This window comes from Methylobacter sp. sgz302048 (assembly GCF_052162025.1).
Lineage (GTDB): Bacteria > Pseudomonadota > Gammaproteobacteria > Methylococcales > Methylomonadaceae > Methylobacter.
Window position 1 is genome coordinate 2,884,244 of the sequence record NZ_CP197401.1, and the last position, 20,493, is coordinate 2,904,736.

Sequence of the window (20,493 nt, forward strand, 5' to 3'; positions counted from 1 at the left end):
CATGACTGTCTTTATATCACGACATTGCCTTCATTTGGAGCCTTTGTGACAGGGTAAGTTTCTCCCGCACCTGAATACGAAACATTTAGAACAATTAAGAAAAATCAAGGTTTCCAAGCAAGGTTCATCCCATGAAAAATACACCGCTGGCTCCTTCACAACTTTACAAGCCGTGCAACATCGAGCAGTTAAAATTCGATTCTACTGACGAGCTTGAAGACATCGACATTATCGTCGGCCAGGAACGCGCTCTGGAGGCCATCAGGTTCGGCATCCGCATCAATAAAAGAGGCTACAACATTTTTGCGATGGCGCCTTCCGGCACCGGCAAGTTCACGACCATCAAACAACTGGTCGAGCACGAAGCCCTCCATCGGCCTGTTCCTTCGGATTGGTGCTACGTCAACAACTTCAGCCAGCCGGCAAAACCCACAGCCATCCGCTTATCACCGGGGCAAGGCAAGGTTTTCCAGCACGACATGGCGCAACTGATCGACGAATTGAGCGTCGCCATTCCAGCGGCATTCGACGGTGATGAATACCGCTCCCGCGCCGGCGAGCTCGAAAGCGAATCGCGCCAAAGGGAAATCACCGAATTGAACCGACTGCGCGAAGAAGCCGAAAACGCCCATATTCTGCTGACCGAAACGGTGACCGGTTACGGATTTGCGCCGGCCGATGAAAACGGCGTCGCGATGACGCCCGAGCAATTCAACAAGCTCGATAAAGAGCAGCAGCATAAAATCCAGGAGACCATTTTTAATTTGCAGGAACGCCTTCAGCAGCTGCTGAAAAAATTCCCGATCTGGCGCAAGGAGACCAAGCGCAAACTCCAGGCATTGAACCGCGAAACCGCCGCCTTGGCCGTCAACCACTCCATTGATGAGTTGATCGAGAAATACGCCAAGCAACAGGACGTCATCGATTACCTGAATGAAGTCCAGAAAGACATCATCGAACACGTCCGGGATTTCGTGCCGCACAGCGAAAAAGCACTGCCTTTTCTGGAGATGCCGCAGGAAGGGAATCCGCTGAAACGCTATCAGGTCAATCTGATCGTGGATTTCAGCAACAAGCGCGCCGCTCCCGTGATCTACGAAGACCTGCCCAATTACAGCAACCTGATCGGCCATACCGACCATCAGGCTCACATGGGCTCATTGATTACCGATTTCACGATGATCAAGCCTGGCGCATTGCATCAAGCCAACGGCGGCTATCTGATCATCGATGCCCGGAAAATCCTGTTTCAGCCTTATGCCTGGGAAAGCCTTAAAAGAACGCTGCAAGCGGGTGAAATCCGCATCGAACCGCTGGAGCGGACGCTCAGCCTGATCACGACCTCGCCATTGGAGCCGCAGCCCATCCCGCTCGTTGATTTAAAGATCATCCTGTTCGGTGATCCGCTGCTTTATTATCTGTTAAGCGTCTATGACCCTGAATTTCCCGACTTCTTTAAGGTCGCCGCCGATTTCGATACATCCGCCAACCGTGAAAGCAGCACGCATGAATATGCACGCCTGCTGGCCACGATCGCCCGGCGCGAGAAATTGCGCCCATTGAGCCAGCAGGCCGTCGCCAGAGTCATCGAGCACAGCTCGCGCATGGCCGGCGACGCCGAGAAACTGTTGACGCACCTGCGCAGCATCAAGGATTTGTTGACGGAATCCGACCATTGGGCTGAAGAAAACGGCCATACCCTGATCGCCAACAGCGATGTCCAGCAAGCCATCGACCATAAGATTCACCGGCTGGATATGATCCGGGAGAAGCTCTACGAAAACATCGAACGCGGCACCGTGCTGATCGACACCGAAGGCAAAGTGGCCGGTCAGATCAACGGCCTGTCAGTGCTGCAACTGGGCGAATTCGCCTTTGGCCAGCCGTCGCGCATCACGGCAACGACGCGCCTGGGCAGCGGCAAAGTGGTCGATATCGAACGCGAAACCCAACTGGGCGGAGCCATACATTCCAAGGGCGTACTGATCCTGTCGAGCTTCATCGCCTCGCGCTATGCGCGAAACAGCCCGTTCTCGCTGTCCGCCAGCCTAGTGTTCGAGCAATCCTACGGTCATGTCGAAGGCGACAGCGCCTCGCTGGCCGAGCTATGCGTCATCTTGTCCTCGCTGGCTCAGGTGCCTTTACGGCAGGATCTGGCGATTACCGGATCGGTGAATCAGCTGGGCCATATCCAGCCGATAGGCGGCGTCAACGAAAAAATCGAAGGCTTCTTCGATATCTGCTTAAAAAAGGGCCTGACCGGCACGCAGGGCGTGATCATCCCTGCCGCCAATGTCAAATACCTGATGCTGCGCTGGGACGTCGTGCACGCGGCCCAGTCCGGCCAGTTCAATATCTACGCCGTCACGACCGTGGATGAGGCGCTTGAACTGCTGACCGGAATGGAAGCCGGCGCTGCCGACGCACAGGGCAAGTATCCGCCGGCATCGTTTAACGGCAAGGTTGAAGCCCAGCTATTGCAATTTACGGCAATCAGCAAGGAATTCCGACTTAAGGCCGAACAACAGGAAACACCCAAAAACAGCGAAGGTTAGCCGCCACAGCCCTATAGTTGCTATTTTTTTCGGATTGCCGTTTCAGGGAGCCCACAACGATGACCGTCCCCAAATATTTCCGCCCCGATATGGAACGAAGACTCGACGGATTGGACGAATTGGCCCGGGATTGCAGTTATTCCTGGACCCATGGCGCCGACGAGATATGGCGCGAGCTGGATGCCGAATTCTGGGAGCAGACCCGAAATCCCTGGCTGGTGCTGCAAACGGTTTCACGCGCCCGCCTGGAAGATCTGTCCAAAAATGAAGCCTTCTGTGAAAAACTGCGGGCTATCGTTTCAGCCCACCGCCAGGCTTTATCGGAACAGCGTTGGTTCCAAGCGAAACAGCCGCAAGACATCGCCTTGCGGACAATCGCTTATTTCAGCATGGAATTCGGCCTCAGCGAGGCCCTGCCTATTTATTCGGGCGGGCTCGGCCTGCTCGCCGGCGATCATTTAAAAGCCGCCAATGATCTGGGGCTGCCGCTGGTGGGCGTCGGCCTGCTCTACCAAAAGGGTTATTTCCGCCAAGCTTTCGATGCCGACGGCAATCAGATTGCCCTGTACCCGGCCAGCGAAACCAGCGATATGCCGATCTCGCCGGTCCGCATCAACCGTGGCGAATGGCTGCGCATACAACTGCTGACGCCGTCCCGCTTATGGGTGCGGGTGTGGCAGGCGCAAATCGGCCGCATCAAGCTGTATCTGCTCGACACCAACGACCCGGCCAATCATCCGGTGGACCGCTGCATCACGGCCGAACTGTACGGCGGCGGCTCGGAATACCGGCTGTCCCAGGAAATTCTGCTCGGCATCGGCGGCTGGCAGGTGCTGCAGGCATTGGGCATCACGCCTGATGTCTGCCATCTGAACGAAGGCCATGCCGCACTGCTGGTTCTCGAGCGTGCGCGCCATTTCATGCGCGAACACCGCGTCGATTTTGCAACGGCCTTGACAGTGACGCGCGCCGGCAATCTGTTTACCACCCACACTTCGGTGGAAGCGGGTTTCGATCGCTTCAGCCCGGATCTGATCAAGAACAGCCTGGGCCTTTATGCCAAAGAACTGAATCTTGATCTCGACGAACTGCTGGCTTTGGGCAGAATCCCCGGCAACAACGATGTGGCTGCGCCTTTCAATATGGCTTATCTGGCGATACGCGGCAGCGCCGCCGTCAACGGCGTCAGCCGTTTACACGGCGAGGTCAGCCGGGATATTTTCAATCCCCTCTTTCCGGGCTGGCCGAGATATGAAGTCCCCGTCACGCATGTCACGAATGGCGTCCATGCTCCATCCTGGGACTCCATGGAAGCCGACGAGCTATGGACTCAATTATGCGGCAAGGGCCGCTGGTTTTGCGATCCAGAACATCTGGCCAAACAATTCCACCGTGTAGGAGACCAGGCCCTGTGGCATTTGCGCGCCCGAAACCGGAACCGGCTGGTGCAGTTCGTCAGGGATGAATACAGCCGGGAGCTGAACGTGCACAGCAATTTATCGGACAGCGAAGTGGAAGACCTGGCGCTGCGCCTTTTCGACCCGAACGTGCTGACTATCGGCTTTGCCCGCCGTTTCGCCACTTACAAGAGGCCCAACCTGCTGCTGACCGATCCTGACCGGCTGGCGCGCCTGTTGACCGATCCTCACAAGCCAATGCAATTGGTCATTTCCGGCAAGGCGCATCCGGCGGATTTGCCTGGCCAGCGTTTGATCAAGGACTGGAACCAGTTCATGCAGCGCCCGGAAATCCGCAATCATGCCATTTTCCTGAGCGATTACGACATGATCACAGCCGAATATCTCGTGCAAGGCGTCGATCTGTGGATCAACACGCCAAGGCGCCCTTGGGAGGCCTGCGGCACCAGCGGCATGAAGATTCTGGTCAACGGCGGCCTGAACCTGTCCGAGTTGGACGGTTGGTGGGCCGAAGCTTATCGGCCTGAAGTCGGCTGGGCGCTGAACGGACATGAAGCCGAGCATACCGATGCCGATCAGGCCAATATACTGTACGAATTACTGGAAAAGGAAATCGTGCCGGCCTTCTATGAACGCAACGGCAATGGCATTCCGGAGCGCTGGCTAAGCAAGATGCGCGAAAGCATGACGACCTTGACGCCCTTTTACTCGGCTAACCGCATGGTGCGGGAATATACCGACCGTTTCTATTTGCCCCTGGCGGAGAAATATCAGCGCCGCACCGTGAATGGCGCGCAGGCTGGCCGGTCCCTGAGCCGCTGGCTGTCGCGCCTGAATGATCTGTGGCCTAAGATTCATATCGCGCGCGTCAATATCGAGAACCGCGAAGCCGTGTATTTTTTCAGCTTGCAGATTTACCTGGGCGACTTAACGGCGCAGGATGTCAGAGTGGAGCTGTTTGCAGAACCGATTGAAGGCGATACGGACAACATTCATGAAATGCACATCGACCATGCGCTGCCCGGCGCCGTCAACGGTTTTGTTTATACTATCAGCATTCCGGCAAAGCGGCCGATTTCGGATTACACGCCCAGAATCATACCCAACCATCCTGATGCCGGCATACCTGCCGAAGCCCAAGCTATCTTATGGGTAAAATAAAAACAGGTACTGTGCGTACCGGCGGAAACGGATACGGGCCATTTAATGTGAACGTTTTATCGCAACCATTTTATATAGGGGAAATATGAACATAGTCCTGGCATATGGCATTCTTGGATTCAACACCGTGCCTTTTACGGATATCGAATACTTCAACGACATCCAGAAACATCTCGAAGACAGATTCCAGGCTCGGGTATTGGTCGCTGAAGTTGCCCCGGTAGCCGGTATTGAGGTGCGCGGCAACCAACTGAAGCGTAAAATTCTTGATGATCTGGAGCAAACCGTCAAACCGTCCGTCCTGGACCCGGACAAGAAAGTGCATATCATCGCCCATAGCATGGGCGGACTGGACAGCCGCTACATACTGTCTCCGGCCAACCCCGACAATATTGCCGACCGGGTCAGCTCGCTGACCACTATCGGCACACCGCATCAAGGCTCGCCGCTGGCCGATCTTTTCGAGTCATTCGTGGATGGCGAATCCGATATGCCGCTGCTGGGAGCCATAGAAGGCGTCATTCGCGGCATAGTCAGTAAATTTCTTTGGTTTGATGCCGTGTATGACTTAACTACGGAATCCACGCGTAAATTCAACGATATCTATATTGATAATCCGCAGGTTGACTATTTCTGCATCGCTGGCGAAGGGCGCCATGGCGACGAGTCATCGAAGACCTGCAAGCTGCTGCTTCCGGCGCATCGATACATCAAAAGAATGACGGACGAGGAAAACGACGGCACGGTGCCGGTTTCTTCCGCCCTGCGCGACGGCTGGGAAGCCATTTCTCCGCCCTGGCCGGCCGATCATTTCGATGAAGTCGGGCATGATCTGGATAGGGGAGTGAACAGCACGCCTGATCACTTTGATTACCTGCGCAAGTACGAGGAAATTGTCGAGCGTCTGCAAAGCTACCAAGCCTGACCGAGCTGAAACGGTACGCGGCGCCTACCCTACCGTAACCAGTGTAGGCTAGGTTGGAGCTTTAGCGGAAACCCAGCATGGGCGGTTTCGAAATACTGGGTTTAACAGCCCGGCTTACCCCGCTGCCCTGCAAAACCAGGGCGAAATCCACTGTAAGGGTACGCATCGCGTACCTATTCAGGGCTTCTCGACACACCACAAGTCCGGAAAGGTATGCGATGCGTACCCTACAGAACTTCTGCTTCCCTCTACAAATCAACGCCGCATCCCCGGCGGAGAACTGTAGCTGTCCAGCACGGCAAGGTAATTAGTGCGTTCGAACGATTCGGGATCGGCACAGAACTGCTGGCTCAAACGGCCTTTCATGTCCTTGACCGAAGCATACTCATGCTGTTCCATCCAGGACATCAGTCCGGCTTTGATGCGCGTCAGCTGTTCCGGCCCGTGCAGCAGCAGCGTGGCGCACAGGTGCGTGACGTCGGCGCCGGCCAGCAGCAGCTTGATGACGTCAGCGGCAGTGTGCACGCCGCCGGTCGCAGCCATCGACAATTTGACCCGGCCGTAAAGAATGGCTATCCAGCGCATAGCCAGCAGCGCGTCCGCGGAGGTGGAAAGATGCAGTTGCGGGATGATTTGCAGAGTGTCGATATCCATGTCGGGCTGGTAAAAACGGTTGAACAACGCTACGGCATCGGCGCCTTCATTTTCCAGCTCCCTGATGAAACGAGGCAAAGCGCTGAAATAAGGCGACAGCTTCATCGCAATCGGAACATGCACTTTATGGCGCAACATCCGCAACAATTCCAGATAGCGGTTTTCCACGTCCATATTGGTTTCATAGGGATCGGTGTCCAGATAATAGACATTCAGTTCCAGCGCATCGGCGCCGGCCTCTTCGAGCAATCTGCCGTTTTCCACCCAGCCATTTAGGGAAATGCCGTTAAGGCTGGCGATGATCGGGATGTTCAGCGCGTTTTTCAAGTCCGCGAGATGCTCCAGATACTGATCCAGTCCCGGTTGAAAACAGCTGTCGAAAGGCAGAAAACTCTCGGCTTCGGGATGCCCTATGGTCTGATGAATCAGAAAGCGCGCCGTCATTTTTTCCTCGTTGCGCAGTTCTTCCTCAAACAGCGAATACATGACCAAAGCCGAAGCGCCAGCGTCTTCCAGACGGCGCGCCGAATCGATGCTGCGCGACAGGGGCGATGATGAAGGCACGAGCGGATTGGCCAGTTTAAGTCCCATGTAGTTTGTGCTCAGATCTATGCTGCTCATGGTCGATCTACTCCTGTTCGTTTTTATTTTGTGTGCCGGACGGCTGCTCGGCCTGCAGCCGGTAATGCCGATAGCGGTCGTTCACATCGCGCTGTGCCTGCTGCAGGAGCTGTTCCGAGCGCTCGGCATGCGTACGGCTGAGAATGCTGAAGCGCGCCTCGGTCATGGCGAAATCCCGGTAAGGAATGGAAGGCTTCTGGCTGTCCAGGACCAACGGATTCTGGCCCTGCGCCGTCCGCCTCGGGTCGAAGCGCAGCAAAGGCCAGTGCCCGCTGCGCACGGCCAGATCCTGTTGGCGCAGATCGTTGGACATGTCGACGCCATGCGCAATGCAGGGACTGTAGGCAATAATCAGCGAAGTGCCCGGATAGGATTCGGCTTCCAGAAACGCGTGCAAGGTCTGGATGTCCTTGGCGCCAAAAGCGACCTGGGCCACATAGACCTGTTCGTAATCCATCGCCAGACGCGCCAGATCCTTTTTGGGCGTGGTCTTGCCGGCCGCCGAAAACTTGGCGACGGCGCCCCGCGGCGTGGCCTTGGAAGTCTGGCCGCCGGTATTCGAATACACCTCCGTATCGAGCAGTAAAATATTCACATCGCGGCCGGAAGCCAGCACATGATCCAGGCCGCCGAAGCCGATGTCATAGCCCCAGCCGTCGCCGCCGATGATCCAGACGCTGCGCTTGACCAGATTTTCCGACACTTCCAGCAGCCGGCCTGCAACATCGGCAGCAATGCCTTGCAATCGTTGGTTCAGCTCGGCGACGCGCTGGCGCTGGTCATAGATGCCGGCCTCGCCGCTTTGGTCGGCATCGAGAATCGCATCGGCCAGTTCCGGGCCGACCGGATCGCGCAAATCTTGCAGCAGCCCGCGCGCATACTGGGCCTGCTGGTCGATGGCCACGCGCATGCCCAGGCCGAATTCGGCATTGTCCTCAAACAAGGAGTTGGACCAGGCAGGACCGCGCCCCTCGGCGTTTTTAGTCCACGGCGTCGCCGGCAGATTGCCGCCATAGATGGACGAGCAGCCGGTCGCATTGGCGATCACCATGCGGTCGCCGAACAGCTGACTGACCAGCCGCAGATACGGCGTCTCGCCGCAGCCCGGGCAGGCGCTTGGAAACTCGAACAAAGGTTGCAGATGCATGGCTTCCGGTAGTTTGTTGTGGTGCAGCAGGCGGCGGTCCGGCACCGGTATCTGCAGGAAGAAATTCCAGTTTTCGCGCTCCTGAGCGCGCAGCGGCGGCTGCGGATGCATATTGACGGCTTTCCGTTCGGGATTATCGCGGTCGCGGATCGGGCAGACCTGCACGCACAGGCTACAGCCGGTGCAGTCTTCGGGCGCGACCTGATAGCTGATCAAAAGATCGTTGCCTAAGGCCTTGCTTTTGACAGGCACGGATTTGAATGTCGGCGGTGCATTTTCAATGCTGTCGGCGGTAAACAGCTTGCTGCGGATCACGCTGTGCGGGCAGACGAACACACACTTGCCGCACTGAATGCAGATATCGGGCTCCCAGACCGGAATCTCCAGAGCGAGATTGCGCTTTTCGAACGCGGAAGTGCCGGTTTTAAAGGTGCCGTCTGGCTCAAAGCGGCTGACCGGCAGAAAATCGCCGTGCCCGGCAATCATCTCGGCAGTCAGGCGTTGCACATAATCAGGCGCGTCGGCGGCCACGGCGGGCGGCATTTCGATCACGCTGCCCGCCTGCTCAGGCACGGTGATCTGATGCAATTGGGCAAGCGCCGAGTCGATGGCCTCAAGATTGGCCTGCAGTATGCGTTTTCCAGCCTTGGCATAGGTTTTCTGTCCGGCCGCCCTGATCGCGCCCAGCGCCTCGTCGAGCGGAATAACAGGGGTCAGAGCGAAGAAACAGGTCTGCATGACCGTATTGATGTGCCGGCCCAGGCCGCAGCTTCTGGCGATTGCATAGGCATCGATCACGAAAAAGGCGATGTTTTTCTCGATGATAGCCTCCTGAAAACTACGCGGCAGACTGTCCCAGACCTGATCGGCACCGACAGAGGTATTCAGCAGAAACACCGCGCCCGGAGCCGCTTTGTCGAGCATAGGGTAGCGTTCCAGAAACACCGATTGATGACAGGCGACAAAGCGGGCTTCGTTATCGCCGATCAGATAACTGGAACGGATTTTCTCCGGACCGAAACGCAGGTGGGAAACCGTGACGGCGCCCGCTTTCCTGGAGTCATAGACAAAATAACCCTGGGCATTGAGCTGCGACTTGTCACCAATGATTTTGATGGAATTCTTGTTGGCGCTGACCGTACCATCGCTGCCCAATCCGTAGAAAATGGCACTGACCGTGGCTTTAGCGGCATCGGTCCGAAATGACGGGTCCCAATTCAGATGGGTTTGCGTCACATCATCGATAATGCCGACCGTGAACGGGTTCTTGGGCCGTTCTTTGGTCAGTTCATCGAAGATGCCCTTGACCATGGCTGGCGTAAATTCTTTCGAGGATAGGCCGTAACGGCCGCCGACAATTTTGGGCAACTGGGCAAACTTGGGATTGTCGCCCAGATAATTCTGTGTAACCGCGGTCAAAACATCTTTGTATAGAGGCTCGCCATCGGCGCCCGCTTCTTTAGTTCTGTCCAGAACCGCCAGGCTGCGCAGCGCGGCCGGCAAGACATTAACCAGGGCCTCGGCTGCAAACGGACGGAACAGGCGGACTTTCAGTACGCCGACTTTCTCCCCATGCGCAGTTAAATGGCAAACGGTTTCCTCGGCGGTTTCGGCGCCGGAACCCATCAGTACGATGACCCGCTCGGCATCTTCGGCACCGACATAGTCAAACAGGTGATACTGGCGTCCGGCCAGTCCGGCGAAACGGTCCATCGCCGCCTGCACGATGCCGGGCATGGCTTGATAATAAGGATTGACACTTTCCCGCGCCTGAAAAAACACATCGGGATTCTGGGCGCTGCCACGCAGAATAGGATGATCCGGCGACAAGGCGCGCCGGCGGTGCTGATGTATCAACTCGTCGTCGAGCATGGCGCGAACAGTCGTTTCGTCAACAGGATCGATCGTGGCGATCTCGTGCGAGGTTCTGAAACCGTCGAAAAAATGCACGATAGGAATGCGCGCGGCCAGCGTCGCCGCCTGCGCAATCAGGGTAAAGTCCATGACTTCCTGCACTGAATTGGCCGACAAGAACGCGAAGCCCGTTGCCCGAGCCGCCATCACATCGCTATGATCTCCGAAGATCGACAAGGCGTGCGTCGCCAGCGTGCGGGCCGCAATATGAAAAACGGTTGACGTCAGTTCGCCGGCAATCTTGTACATGTTCGGAATCATCAGCAGCAGTCCCTGCGAGGCCGTAAAAGTCGTGGTCAGCGCGCCATTTTGCAGGGCGCCATGCACGGCACCGGCCGCACCGCCTTCACTCTGCATTTCTATCACCTGCGGTTGCGCGCCCCAGATATTCTTGTGGCCTTCCGAAGCCCAAGTGTCGGCCCACTCCCCCATAGGCGAAGCCGGCGTAATCGGATAGATGGCGATGACTTCATTGGTCAGGTAGGCGATCTGGGCAGCCGCTTCGTTGCCGTCGATCGTGATAGTGGTTGCTTTTGACATCAATCGTCCTCGTAAAATAACAACTTTTAGAGCCTCGTGTTCTATCGCAATTATTCAATATGAGTTGCATTAGTTCCTCTGTGACAATCGGCACGTCAAAATATTCGCGTTTTTCCGGAACAACCTCGCAATCATCAGTTATTTGCATCAAGCCGCATCTTAAGCTCTTGAAGAATGAACAGAATTTGGGATTTTCTGTCTTAATCTCAAAGACAAGCTGATTTTCTCTGAAGCATGTCCTTTGATTTATCAGTCAAACAAAAACAGAGGTGTGTTATGGCATTAAAAGAAGACTTTGGAAGCCTGCTCGAATCCCTAAAAACCGAACGTGATGAAATCAAACTGAAACTGCATCTTGGTTCCATGGAAGCCAGGGAGGAATTTGAGAGTGTCGAAAAAAGCTGGAACACTTTTACCCAAAAAGCGGGCGACATCGCTGATGATACAGTGGAAACTTCGGAAGAGTTTATCGAAAAAGCCAAAATAGTCGGCGAAGAATTGAAAGCAACCTATGACCGGATCAGAGCGAGATTGTCTAAATGATTATCAGCTTTGCATCAAGATACAAGATATTGGACCGCTTCCTACATCATGTAGAAAAGTGCTTTCAACGGTATAAAAAAACGCCCCACACCTTTCCTTAAGGCATGGGGCGTTCCATTATCTTAGTCTAAACGGAATGGTTTAGATTATAAAGATACTGATAAAGCAGTGCCAACAGTCAGAGATGCGCCTGCTTGCAGATTTACAGCTGGCAATAATGCATCAACTGTTCCGACTACTGATCCCAGAACGCCATTTACCAGAGTAAGAGTGTTACCCACCAATGCGTCCAGCCCCAAAAGAGCACCAGCTGAAACATTGTCCATCTGAGCATCAGTCAAAGCTACAGGCTCAGCAGAAGCCAAACCAGTCGCAGTTAAAAGAACGCCTGCTGCCAAAACTTTCATCATTTTATTTTTCATAACAATAATCTCTACTTTAGTATTATTAATATTATTAACACATAACCCACTCCGAACCTATCAGAATGGGGTATTTACCGTAGTGTTTTAATTTTCCAAAACACTGGGCAAATTCCTTACGCACCCCAAAATTGAACCGTACAGCTACACCATAAAAAGGACCGGTTAGTAAAACATTGTTCAGCGTCGAATTATTTTTGCGATACGTTTCACATTTTTACAATTATTGGGCATAAATTTCCGCATATTTTTGTATTATTATCAGCCTATCCTGAACCTATCGGGATGGGAGGCATTTACCATAGTGTTTTAATTTTGCCAAAACACTTGGCTAATTCCTTACATGCCCAAGAAATTGAGTCGCCAACCACACTGGAAGAAACGGCTGAATAATAAAGCATTATTCTGTACTGAATATTCTGTGATCAACTTCTCATTTTCTTAATTACTGGGCATGCGTTTCACAAAACTTTAGTATTATTAACATAACCCATCCTGAACCTATCGGGATGGGCTTTTTTCTACCGTAGTGCTTCAAATTACCTTCCAAATACTTGGCAATCTCCATGCATACCCTGGACATTGAATTACAAGATCCCACCAAAAAAATGACTGAATTGAAAAGCATCATCCAGTATTAATTTTGTGAGCAACTTCTCATTTCTCCAATCCCCGGACATTAACCCCCACATATCTTTTGTGGGATTTAATTTAATTCAATTCAATTTAATTTAGCAAGATTTAATTTAATATTTGTTAATATATTTTTGCAAGAGCGATACGGAATCAGGCTTAGCACTGGTATATAACCCTGTTTTTGTTACGCATTATCGCAAAAACTGCCTCTAAAGTATTAGTAGGATAATTTCCTTTTTAATCGCAGTGAGCATATAACATCAGGAAGTGAGAGAGGTCCCCATCATTCCATTGCAGGGCATATATAATATTAAAAAAGTATTTTCTACTAAAAAAATTGAGAACGCCCTATGCCTTTCTGAAAGTATAGGGCGCTCCTAATCATAATCTAAACGGAATCGCTTGGATTATAAGGAAACTTGTAAACCAAGCCCCAGACTGACAGATGTAGCTAATTGCAGATCTACAGCCGGCAACAAGGCATCAACTGCTCCGACGACTGAGCCAAGAAGACCGTCTACCAGGGTAAGAGTGTTACCCACTAATGCGTCCAGCCCCAAAAGAGCACCAGCTGAAACATTGTCCATCTGAGCATCAGTTAAAGTCACAGGCTCGGCAGAAGCCAAACCTGTTGCAGTTAAAAGAACACCCGCCGCTAATGTTTTCATCAGTTTGCTTTTCATAATTAATTATCTCTATTTTTTGTATTATTAACATAACCCACTCTGAACCTATCAGGACGGGATTTACTTGCTACAGTGTTTTGAAGCATTTCCAAAACACTTGGCAAATTCCTTATATAACCAAGAAATTGAGCCTCGCAACCGCATCGAAAAAGTCGTACAAGATCTATCCAAAGATGAATTGCTCATTTTCTTGATCGCGACGCATAAAATTCCATTTTTAATTTAAACTACTCTCAACTTTCTCTTAAGCTTCACTTAAGTTTAATTTACACCGCCCCACCACCTATTTCCGTGAAATCGATCGCATTTTTAATAACACCCCCCACTCAAAATAGAGACGCACTGCACATTTCTCACATATTTTTGAAATCTCGCATTGACAGATAACATATGCTGAACTACCGGTTGCCAAAAATTAACAAGATTATCAATGTCATATGATAATCTTGTTAAAGTCGCCTCCTGGCTCCGATAAAACTTCAAATTGTGAATCAAGGACAGTTTTAAAACTGGTTTGGGAACATCTCTAACATAAATAGTTAGAGATGTATTCATATTGGGCTTAACTGATGTTTCGCACGAATCGATCTCTGTGCTGTTTTAATGTTACTGCGGCCGTGTAGGGGCGAATTTACTTGTGCCCCTTGCGGGTATTCGCACTACCTATATATCTAGCCCGGATATTTCATCAGCTCCATGAAACCGTCCCTAGGAGCACCAGGCGACCAGAAACGACTGATATTTTTGGGAGGTGAAGTTCAAGGGACTGTTTTCAGGGTTGATTGCCGATCTTCAGGCACAGCTCCCCCTTACCCCATTGTTTATCGCGTGCCGGGTACAGCACTGAGCGAGCGCTAATTAGGGCACAGGCGCTGGCAGACAGATCGAAACAAGGATTGGAAGGGATAATGACTGCTCAGCAGCAGCCGAATACGGCGGGTATTGCGGATGACTACGGCGCCGATCTTAAACAGTTTCAGACGGATGGTGGCACAGGTGGCCTGCGCCAGTTCGGTGTTTTTCAGGGCAGTCCGGCGGAGGGCCTCGATCAGCGTATAGGCCAGCGTCGACAGCAGCAGACGGAACTGGTTCGGCCACCACAGGCTGCAGCTGGTTCGGTCGGCAAACAAATCCAGTTGCTGCTCTTTAATCCGGTTTTCCATCTCGCCTCGGGCACAGTAGACTTGTTCGTAAAGCGTTTGCGCCTCGCCGGCCAGATTGGTCACGACATAGCGCGGGTTGCTGCCTTGGCTCATATGTTCGGCTTTGAGGATGACCCGGCGCCGGCATCGCCAGGTAGCGGCTTTATAGTGCAGATCGGTAAACACGCGTTGTTTCTGTTGTGTTGCTTCATATTGTGTCCGGGCTTGCTCAATCCAGAGCTGGCTCAAACGCTTCAAACGCCGGTTTTTGGCCAGGCCGACGATATAGCGAACGTCCTTGCGCTCGCACCAGTTCAGCATCCGGTGCCGACAAAAGCCGCTGTCGCCGCGGAAGGTGATCTGAACGTCCGGCCAAGCCTGGCGCAGGCGCTTGACCAGCAAGGCCAGAATCGCCCAGCTATGCTTGGCTCCGTCTATGTTACTGGGGCGTAAATAGCTGACCAGGCACTGATCACCGCAGAAGACATACAGGGGCAGAAAACAGTAGTGCCGGTAATAGCCATGGAAAAAACGCCCTTGCTGTGCGCCGTGCACCGGATCATCGGTGGCGTCGAAATCCAGTATCAAGGACTTGGGCGGCGTCTCATAGGAGGCGAAGCTGTTGATCAATGGTTCTTAACAACAGCACTCCACCATCACTGGTGATGGCTCCGCCGCTGAATTGGGCTTGTATTTTGCGGCGTTTAAAAGCAGGAAAATCTATTTGAGCTGCGGTACAATTTGGCACGGGCAAATCCTTGTTCAAATTCAATCTAAGCAACTGAATTTTATCGAACTCTACGGGATTTGCCCGTTCTTTTCATGAAATATCCGGGCTAGGGTTTCCCGGTCGAATAGCCCAAAGTGCACGTAAATTCGCATCTACGCGCATATTGGGCCGATCGGCTACCTTTTCTTCATGAGGCCTAAGCTGAATTGGGATTATATTAAGATCGGAGAGCGGCAGGCGTTCATGTCATCCTATTGTTGGATGCATACGATGCATGGAAAGGTCTTTCAGCAGAATAGAAATGAGAAAAGCCCTATGCCTTTGGAAGGCATAGGGCGTTCCATTACCTTAATATAAACGGAATCGCTTGGATTATAAGGAAACTTGTAAACCAAGCCCCAGACTGACAGATGTAGCTAATTGCAGATTTACAGCCGGCAACAAGGCATCAACTGCTCCGACGACTGAACCAAGAAGACCGTCTACCAGGGTAAGAGTGCTACCCACCAATGCGTCCAGCCCCAAAAGAGCACCAGCTGAAACATTGTCCATCTGAGCATCAGTCAAAGTCACAGGCTCGGCAGAAGCAAAACCTGTTGCAGTTAAAAGAACACCCGCCGCCAATGTTTTCATCAGTTTGCTTTTCATAATTAATTATCTCTATTTTTTGTATTATTAACATAACCCACTCTGAGCCTATCAGGATGGGGTTTACTTGCTACAGTGTTTTGAAGCATTTCCAAAACACTTGGCAAATTCTTGACGCAGCTGCTACAACTGAAACACAAGTTGACGCACAATAATCAATTTCTTACTGAAATTAGTTGCCGGTGCAGTTGAAGATTGGGCAGTATCCGAAGCTCTCTAGGAAAAAGTAACTATCGTAGAAATTCAGTCATTTCCACTTGTTCATGAGGCATCCTTATGTTCGGGCCACTCCCTGTCCTTTGTCATCGCCATCTTAAGGCCGCAGAATTTAATATCATCGATATGATTTTAAGATTAACTTAAGACTAATCGAATTCATTGGTCTACTCAACATGGACGTAGGCGTTAATTATTTATTTTGTGATGTTCGTCACAGTTTTTAGCAAAAAATAACTATTCTCTGCCTCCATGCGGGCTGGCATTTCCGAAAAACTCTCTAAAGTGACACTGGAATCAAAACCAGACTCGCCACTTGTCTTCCGTTCAAATGCTGTGGGTTGATTACCGGTTCACCGACCATAGATAACCGCGCTTTTGCATGACCAGCGCATCATCAATATTCGTCGAGGTATCTAGCGTGTGTCCTTTTTAATTTGGCATTAACCAACGCTGTTATTCCGCATCATTTGTGAAGACGAGCGAGCGGATAATGCCCAAATCGGGCTCTCTCGGCCAAGCGGGACAAAAGTTCCTGAAACGGGTCGGAATTGTCCCTCCTCGCAATGATATAGCTGAAGGGTTACTTATAGGAGGGAAGCGTCCAGCGGACCGCTTCAAACAGAGACCTGAGATCATCTTCCGTAACCGGTCGGTTCGAGAAGGCGTATGGACTCCAGCGTGCTGCTATAAATAAATTCGTGAACAGAATAATCAGCCGAGGCTTTTTATCAGACATAATGGTTTCTCCAAATTCTGAACCGCATTAAGCAATGGGGCCGATTGCAATGTTTTTTATAAGGGCGACACTCTTTGATGCGCTATAGAGCGGGCTATAGCTTGAGTCTGCTTGACCATATCCCATAGTTTTGGCCGATAAATCATACAAGCTCTATTTCGACTGGGAGGCTGCCAGTTGCCGGTGATACTCAGCCATCTTACGGCTATCTTCCGCAGCCTTTTCAAAATCGCGAACCATAGCTTCTGCGCGAGTATTGAGATCCAGAATCTGCTTGCCGTAAACATAGGGCCGGGACCTGTACTGCGTCAGCATCCGCCGCTCCTCTTCGGCATCAGCATCCATCATCCGGGCCACTTCCTCATAATGCTTGGCTAACCGCAGATGGGCCTCCCGGGAGTCCGCTGTCTGTACCTCATAGGCCCAATCATGGGCATGAATCTCAGGGCCGGAAGCACAACCCGTCAATAAGGCGGTTGAGACCCCAAGTACAATCGATTTCAAGACCTTCATACAATCCTCCAATACTGTCATCAATCAATTTTTATTGTTGACCAGCTTTTATCCAAAATAACTCCCGTCCTTTATCCATTGTTTTCCTGGCTACCCATCCACGAATCCGGCGTCTTCGGCAAACGCCCCAAATCATCAATGACCTGCACCGAATGAGGTTCAGCATCCGCCCATTGCCACAGCACCAGGTTATGGTTATCCGCCGAACAACCGGGCGCAAAACTGCGCACCCGAATGCCGGCGATGCCGCAGGCCTGCAGTCGGTCGGCCAACAGCCAGGTCGGGGGCTCCAGGTTTTGAAAGGCCAGATCCTCCCAAGCGCAGTTTAGCGGGCAATTGATGAACTGCTGTATTTTGTGGTCGTTCAGATCGGCGATATCGGCGCAGTCAACCCGGTATGCCACCAGTGTCATGGGCTGGGGCTTGAACGGGAAACCTTGTTGCGCCTCCATCCAGGCGGTGGTAGGGTCTAATGAGGTGTAAAGTGCGCTGTTGCCGGGCCGGTTGAAACGCCCGCCGTGCCTTTTAGCACCTTCCCCTGACAGGGGCGTGTAGGCCCACATCGGATGATGGGCGCGATAGACTATGCCGGTGAATCGACTGGTGGGGAGCTTCAAGCGTAGCCGCCGTCGGCAATGCGGGAGAGATAGGCTTTAACGGCGGACGCGCGGCCTTCCTTGACGAGATCCTCGGCCGTTTTATCGCCGAACGAGGGCAGCGGCTGAGAGCGAAACCAGGCGAAGGCGCGGCCGGCTCCGCCGGACCATTCCGCTACGCGATTGATGATTTCGACGGTATCCCGCAGCCGGGCCTGTGTCGCTTTGCTCTTGACCCGAGTACTCTTGGAAACGGAATCGCGCGATAGTCCCGTCACCTCGGCAAGGTCATGCTGCGTAATATGAAGAACCTTGGCCAGCGAATTCGCGGCCACATAGCCTTCGTCATTAATAACCTCATGTAAAAAATCCACGTTTGCCATAAAATGCCTCACTGTTTGACCGTCATATCGGCTTTATTATAGGGCGTTATCTGATAATCTAAAGATGCAGATCAAAAAAATCAATATATAGTCAATTGCCGCCTTATCCATTCATTCGACAAAACCGGTAATAGGCTATAATCCGGCCCGTTCCGCCCGATGAACAGGCGCATCGGTTTCGAAAGCTACCGCAAGCCCGTCATTCATGGCAGAACGACTTGAGTTTACGGCGTCCCAAATGCCTGGGAAGCCGATTCTTTGATAATAAAACTAAATTGATGGATAAACCTATGCAACCAAGTTTACCTAAAACCGGTTTGGCAGGCTTAACGGAAAACTGGCGCCATGATCTGGCGGCCGGTTTCCTGGTTTTTTTACTGGCCTTGCCGCTGTGCCTGGGCATTTCACTGGCCTCCGGCTTTCCGCCGGCCGCCGGCATTATCTCCGCCATGGTTGGCGGCCTTCTGGTATCGCGGATCAATGGTTCGCATCTGACCATCAATGGCCCTGCCGCCGGCTTGATCGTGGTGCTGTACAGCGCCGTGCAGACGCTGGGAGAAGGCGATGCAATGGCCGGTTACCGCTATACGCTGGGTGCAATCGTCATCGCCAGCGTCCTGCAAGTGCTACTGGGCGTCTATCGAGCCGGACAGTTGAGCTCGTTTTTCCCGACTTCCGTCGTGCACGGCATGCTGGCCGCGATCGGCCTGATCATCATCGCCAAGCAAAGCCATGTCCTGCTGGGCGTCAACCTGGAATTCGGCAGTATTCTTTCGACTATTGCCCAAATTCCGCACAGCATGCTCTACCCCAATCATGCAGTCGCCTTTATCGGCCTGAGCGGACTGGCGATTCTGATCGTCTGGCCGCTGCTCAAGCATCCGACGTTAAAGAAAATACCGGCGCCGCTGGTCGTGCTGATAACCGGCATGGGCCTGGGGCAATTTTTCGGCCTGCAGCATGAGCACATCCATGCTTTCTTTCTGGACAAAACCTATCTGGCCAATCACGAACATCTGATTCAGCCGCAATTTCTAGTCGATATTCCCGACCAGTTTACCTCCCTCTTCTATTTCCCGGACTTTTCCAAGGCCATGACCATTGAATTCTGGGAAGCCGTCGTAGGCATCTGCCTGATAGCCAGCCTTGAGACGCTGCTGGTCACCAGCGCCGTGGACAAACTCGACCCGTACAACCGCACCAGCGATTTCGACCGTGATCTGGCCGCCGTCGGCATGGGCAATGTGATCGCCGGCTTGCTGGGCGGCCTGCCGATGATCGCCGAGATCGTGCGCAGCTCGGCCAATATCGAAAGCGGCGCTCGAACCGGTTGGGCCAATTTCTTCCATGGCCTGATTTTCCTGGCGTTTATCCTGCTGTTCCCGCATGTCATCCATAACATCCCACTGGCGACACTGGCGGCGTTATTGGTCTATACCGGCTATCGTCTGGCATCGCCCAAGACCTTCCAGCATGTCCTGTCTGTCGGCGTGGAACAACTATTCCTGTTCGTCATCACGATTATCGGCGTGCTGGCAACGGATTTGCTGATCGGCGTGGCGCTCGGCATAGCCGCCAAGCTGGCGATTCAGGCCATGCGCGGCGTCTGGCTGGATAATATGTTCCGCATTTATTTTGAAATTCACCGGCCCGACCGGCAAACCATTGTCGTCAAATTATTGGGCTCGGCGCTGTTTTCAAATTTTCTGCCGTTAAAAAAGGCGTTGGCCGAGCTTGAAGGCGGCAAAACGCTGGTGTTCGATTTTTCAAACGGCTATCTGATCGATCATACCGTCATGGAATTCATCGATGACTTCAGCCGGGATTACGAAGCGCAAGGCGGCGAATGCCTGCAAGTCGGCCATGCCCTGGAAAAATTCTCCGATCATAAATTAGCGGCCCGCCTGATGACCGCTGATGACAGATTAAAGTAAAGCTCGTTAAAGGTTGGGCAAGCTTTCTCGCCGCCTGCCACAACATTTACTCCAGGACAGAAGCGGAAGCTGATAAGCAGCCGCTTCTGTCCCCGACTTGCCTAAGCACCAGCCACTTATCGCCTGATCAATCATTAAATTCTCAACAGACTATAAGCATCCATGACGTAATGTCATTCCTGAATGACTGAAGCATCGCTATAGGCTTTCCCGCCGCTACCCGTTCACTTACTTTTCAGGCTGAACCTCATAAAATCAGGTCCTTCCTTAGATAAAAATCAGGGTTTCACCCGATTTCCATACTGTACCTCTACCGTATAGAGTCAATCCGCAGTCCGCTATTTAATAATTTTTTAAGGTGTTGTTGCAT

General features: G+C 52.5%; 13 protein-coding genes and 1 pseudogene. 5 read left to right on the forward strand and 9 right to left on the reverse strand.

Annotated elements, in window-relative coordinates; genetic code table 11:
- Positions 1 to 131 precede the first annotated feature (131 nt).
- The 3 genes from ACTNE6_RS13140 (at position 132) to ACTNE6_RS13150 (ending at position 6,059) form a co-directional block, all read left to right on the forward strand.
- Positions 132 to 2,555 carry a Lon protease family protein gene (locus ACTNE6_RS13140; RefSeq protein ID WP_442497051.1) on the forward strand — a complete coding sequence of 808 codons (2,424 nt, stop codon included), beginning with the start codon at positions 132 to 134 and terminating at the stop codon, positions 2,553 to 2,555.
- Between the two features lie 59 nt (positions 2,556 to 2,614).
- Positions 2,615 to 5,134 carry an alpha-glucan family phosphorylase gene (gene glgP / locus ACTNE6_RS13145; RefSeq protein WP_442497052.1) on the forward strand — a complete coding sequence of 840 codons (2,520 nt, stop codon included), beginning with the start codon at positions 2,615 to 2,617 and terminating at the stop codon, positions 5,132 to 5,134.
- An 85-nt stretch (positions 5,135 to 5,219) separates the two neighbouring features.
- The gene (locus ACTNE6_RS13150) at positions 5,220 to 6,059 is read left to right on the forward strand and encodes a lipase family alpha/beta hydrolase (protein WP_442497053.1); all 840 of its coding nucleotides are present in this window, start codon (positions 5,220 to 5,222) and stop codon (positions 6,057 to 6,059) included.
- Between the two features lie 255 nt (positions 6,060 to 6,314).
- Here ACTNE6_RS13150 and ACTNE6_RS13155 read toward each other — a convergent pair whose 3' ends face one another.
- Positions 6,315 to 7,334: a dihydroorotate dehydrogenase-like protein gene (locus ACTNE6_RS13155; RefSeq protein WP_442497054.1), complete on the reverse strand. Its 1,020-nt coding sequence runs from the start codon at positions 7,332 to 7,334 to the stop codon at positions 6,315 to 6,317.
- 7 nt (positions 7,335 to 7,341) lie between these two features.
- A complete protein-coding gene (gene nifJ, locus ACTNE6_RS13160; RefSeq protein WP_442497055.1) occupies positions 7,342 to 10,935 on the reverse strand; it encodes a pyruvate:ferredoxin (flavodoxin) oxidoreductase in 3,594 nt (1,197 codons plus the stop codon).
- 276 nt (positions 10,936 to 11,211) lie between these two features.
- On the opposite strand from nifJ, the gene ACTNE6_RS13165 reads away from it, so the two are divergent.
- Positions 11,212 to 11,478 carry a hypothetical protein gene (locus tag ACTNE6_RS13165; RefSeq protein WP_442497056.1) on the forward strand — a complete coding sequence of 89 codons (267 nt, stop codon included), beginning with the start codon at positions 11,212 to 11,214 and terminating at the stop codon, positions 11,476 to 11,478.
- A gap of 146 nt (positions 11,479 to 11,624) precedes the next feature.
- Here the strand turns inward: ACTNE6_RS13165 and ACTNE6_RS13170 are convergent, their stop codons facing one another.
- The 7 genes and pseudogenes from ACTNE6_RS13170 to ACTNE6_RS13200 form a co-directional block, all read right to left on the reverse strand.
- Positions 11,625 to 11,900 carry a hypothetical protein gene (locus ACTNE6_RS13170; RefSeq protein ID WP_442497057.1) on the reverse strand — a complete coding sequence of 92 codons (276 nt, stop codon included), beginning with the start codon at positions 11,898 to 11,900 and terminating at the stop codon, positions 11,625 to 11,627.
- Positions 11,901 to 12,943: 1,043 nt separating this feature from the next.
- Positions 12,944 to 13,219, reverse strand: coding sequence for a hypothetical protein (locus ACTNE6_RS13175; protein ID WP_442497058.1), 276 nt, complete (start codon positions 13,217 to 13,219; stop codon positions 12,944 to 12,946).
- Positions 13,220 to 14,076: 857 nt separating this feature from the next.
- Positions 14,077 to 15,112: pseudogene (locus tag ACTNE6_RS13180) on the reverse strand (IS1380 family transposase).
- 354 nt (positions 15,113 to 15,466) lie between these two features.
- The gene (locus tag ACTNE6_RS13185; RefSeq protein ID WP_442497059.1) at positions 15,467 to 15,742 is read right to left on the reverse strand and encodes a hypothetical protein; all 276 of its coding nucleotides are present in this window, start codon (positions 15,740 to 15,742) and stop codon (positions 15,467 to 15,469) included.
- A gap of 1,108 nt (positions 15,743 to 16,850) precedes the next feature.
- A complete protein-coding gene (locus ACTNE6_RS13190) occupies positions 16,851 to 17,210 on the reverse strand; it encodes a hypothetical protein (RefSeq protein WP_442497060.1) in 360 nt (119 codons plus the stop codon).
- Positions 17,211 to 17,281: 71 nt separating this feature from the next.
- Complete coding sequence (locus ACTNE6_RS13195; RefSeq protein WP_331815253.1) at positions 17,282 to 17,827, reverse strand: RES family NAD+ phosphorylase; 546 nt, start codon at positions 17,825 to 17,827, stop codon at positions 17,282 to 17,284.
- Positions 17,824 to 18,189 (reverse strand): antitoxin Xre/MbcA/ParS toxin-binding domain-containing protein, encoded by a 366-nt coding sequence (locus tag ACTNE6_RS13200; RefSeq protein ID WP_442497061.1) that lies wholly within the window; start codon positions 18,187 to 18,189, stop codon positions 17,824 to 17,826. The genes ACTNE6_RS13195 and ACTNE6_RS13200 overlap by 4 nt, the downstream gene beginning before the upstream one ends.
- 278 nt (positions 18,190 to 18,467) lie before the next feature.
- On the opposite strand from ACTNE6_RS13200, the gene ACTNE6_RS13205 reads away from it, so the two are divergent.
- On the forward strand, positions 18,468 to 20,123 hold the full coding sequence (locus ACTNE6_RS13205) for a SulP family inorganic anion transporter (RefSeq protein ID WP_194972154.1): 1,656 nt from the start codon (positions 18,468 to 18,470) through the stop codon (positions 20,121 to 20,123).
- The last annotated feature ends 370 nt before the right edge of the window (positions 20,124 to 20,493 follow it).

Excerpts from the sequence above, each read along its gene's own strand:
- ACTNE6_RS13140 (WP_442497051.1), top strand. The coding sequence starts at position 132 with ATGAAAAATACACCGCTGGCTCCTTCACAACTTTACAAGCCGTGCAAC.
- glgP (WP_442497052.1), top strand. The coding sequence starts at position 2,615 with ATGACCGTCCCCAAATATTTCCGCCCCGATATGGAACGAAGACTCGAC.
- ACTNE6_RS13150 (WP_442497053.1), top strand. The coding sequence starts at position 5,220 with ATGAACATAGTCCTGGCATATGGCATTCTTGGATTCAACACCGTGCCT.
- ACTNE6_RS13155 (WP_442497054.1), bottom strand. The coding sequence starts at position 7,334 with ATGAGCAGCATAGATCTGAGCACAAACTACATGGGACTTAAACTGGCC.
- nifJ (WP_442497055.1), bottom strand. The coding sequence starts at position 10,935 with ATGTCAAAAGCAACCACTATCACGATCGACGGCAACGAAGCGGCTGCC.
- ACTNE6_RS13165 (WP_442497056.1), top strand. The coding sequence starts at position 11,212 with ATGGCATTAAAAGAAGACTTTGGAAGCCTGCTCGAATCCCTAAAAACC.
- ACTNE6_RS13170 (WP_442497057.1), bottom strand. The coding sequence starts at position 11,900 with ATGAAAAATAAAATGATGAAAGTTTTGGCAGCAGGCGTTCTTTTAACT.
- ACTNE6_RS13175 (WP_442497058.1), bottom strand. The coding sequence starts at position 13,219 with ATGAAAAGCAAACTGATGAAAACATTAGCGGCGGGTGTTCTTTTAACT.
- ACTNE6_RS13185 (WP_442497059.1), bottom strand. The coding sequence starts at position 15,742 with ATGAAAAGCAAACTGATGAAAACATTGGCGGCGGGTGTTCTTTTAACT.
- ACTNE6_RS13190 (WP_442497060.1), bottom strand. The coding sequence starts at position 17,210 with ATGAAGGTCTTGAAATCGATTGTACTTGGGGTCTCAACCGCCTTATTG.
- ACTNE6_RS13200 (WP_442497061.1), bottom strand. The coding sequence starts at position 18,189 with ATGGCAAACGTGGATTTTTTACATGAGGTTATTAATGACGAAGGCTAT.
- ACTNE6_RS13205 (WP_194972154.1), top strand. The coding sequence starts at position 18,468 with ATGGATAAACCTATGCAACCAAGTTTACCTAAAACCGGTTTGGCAGGC.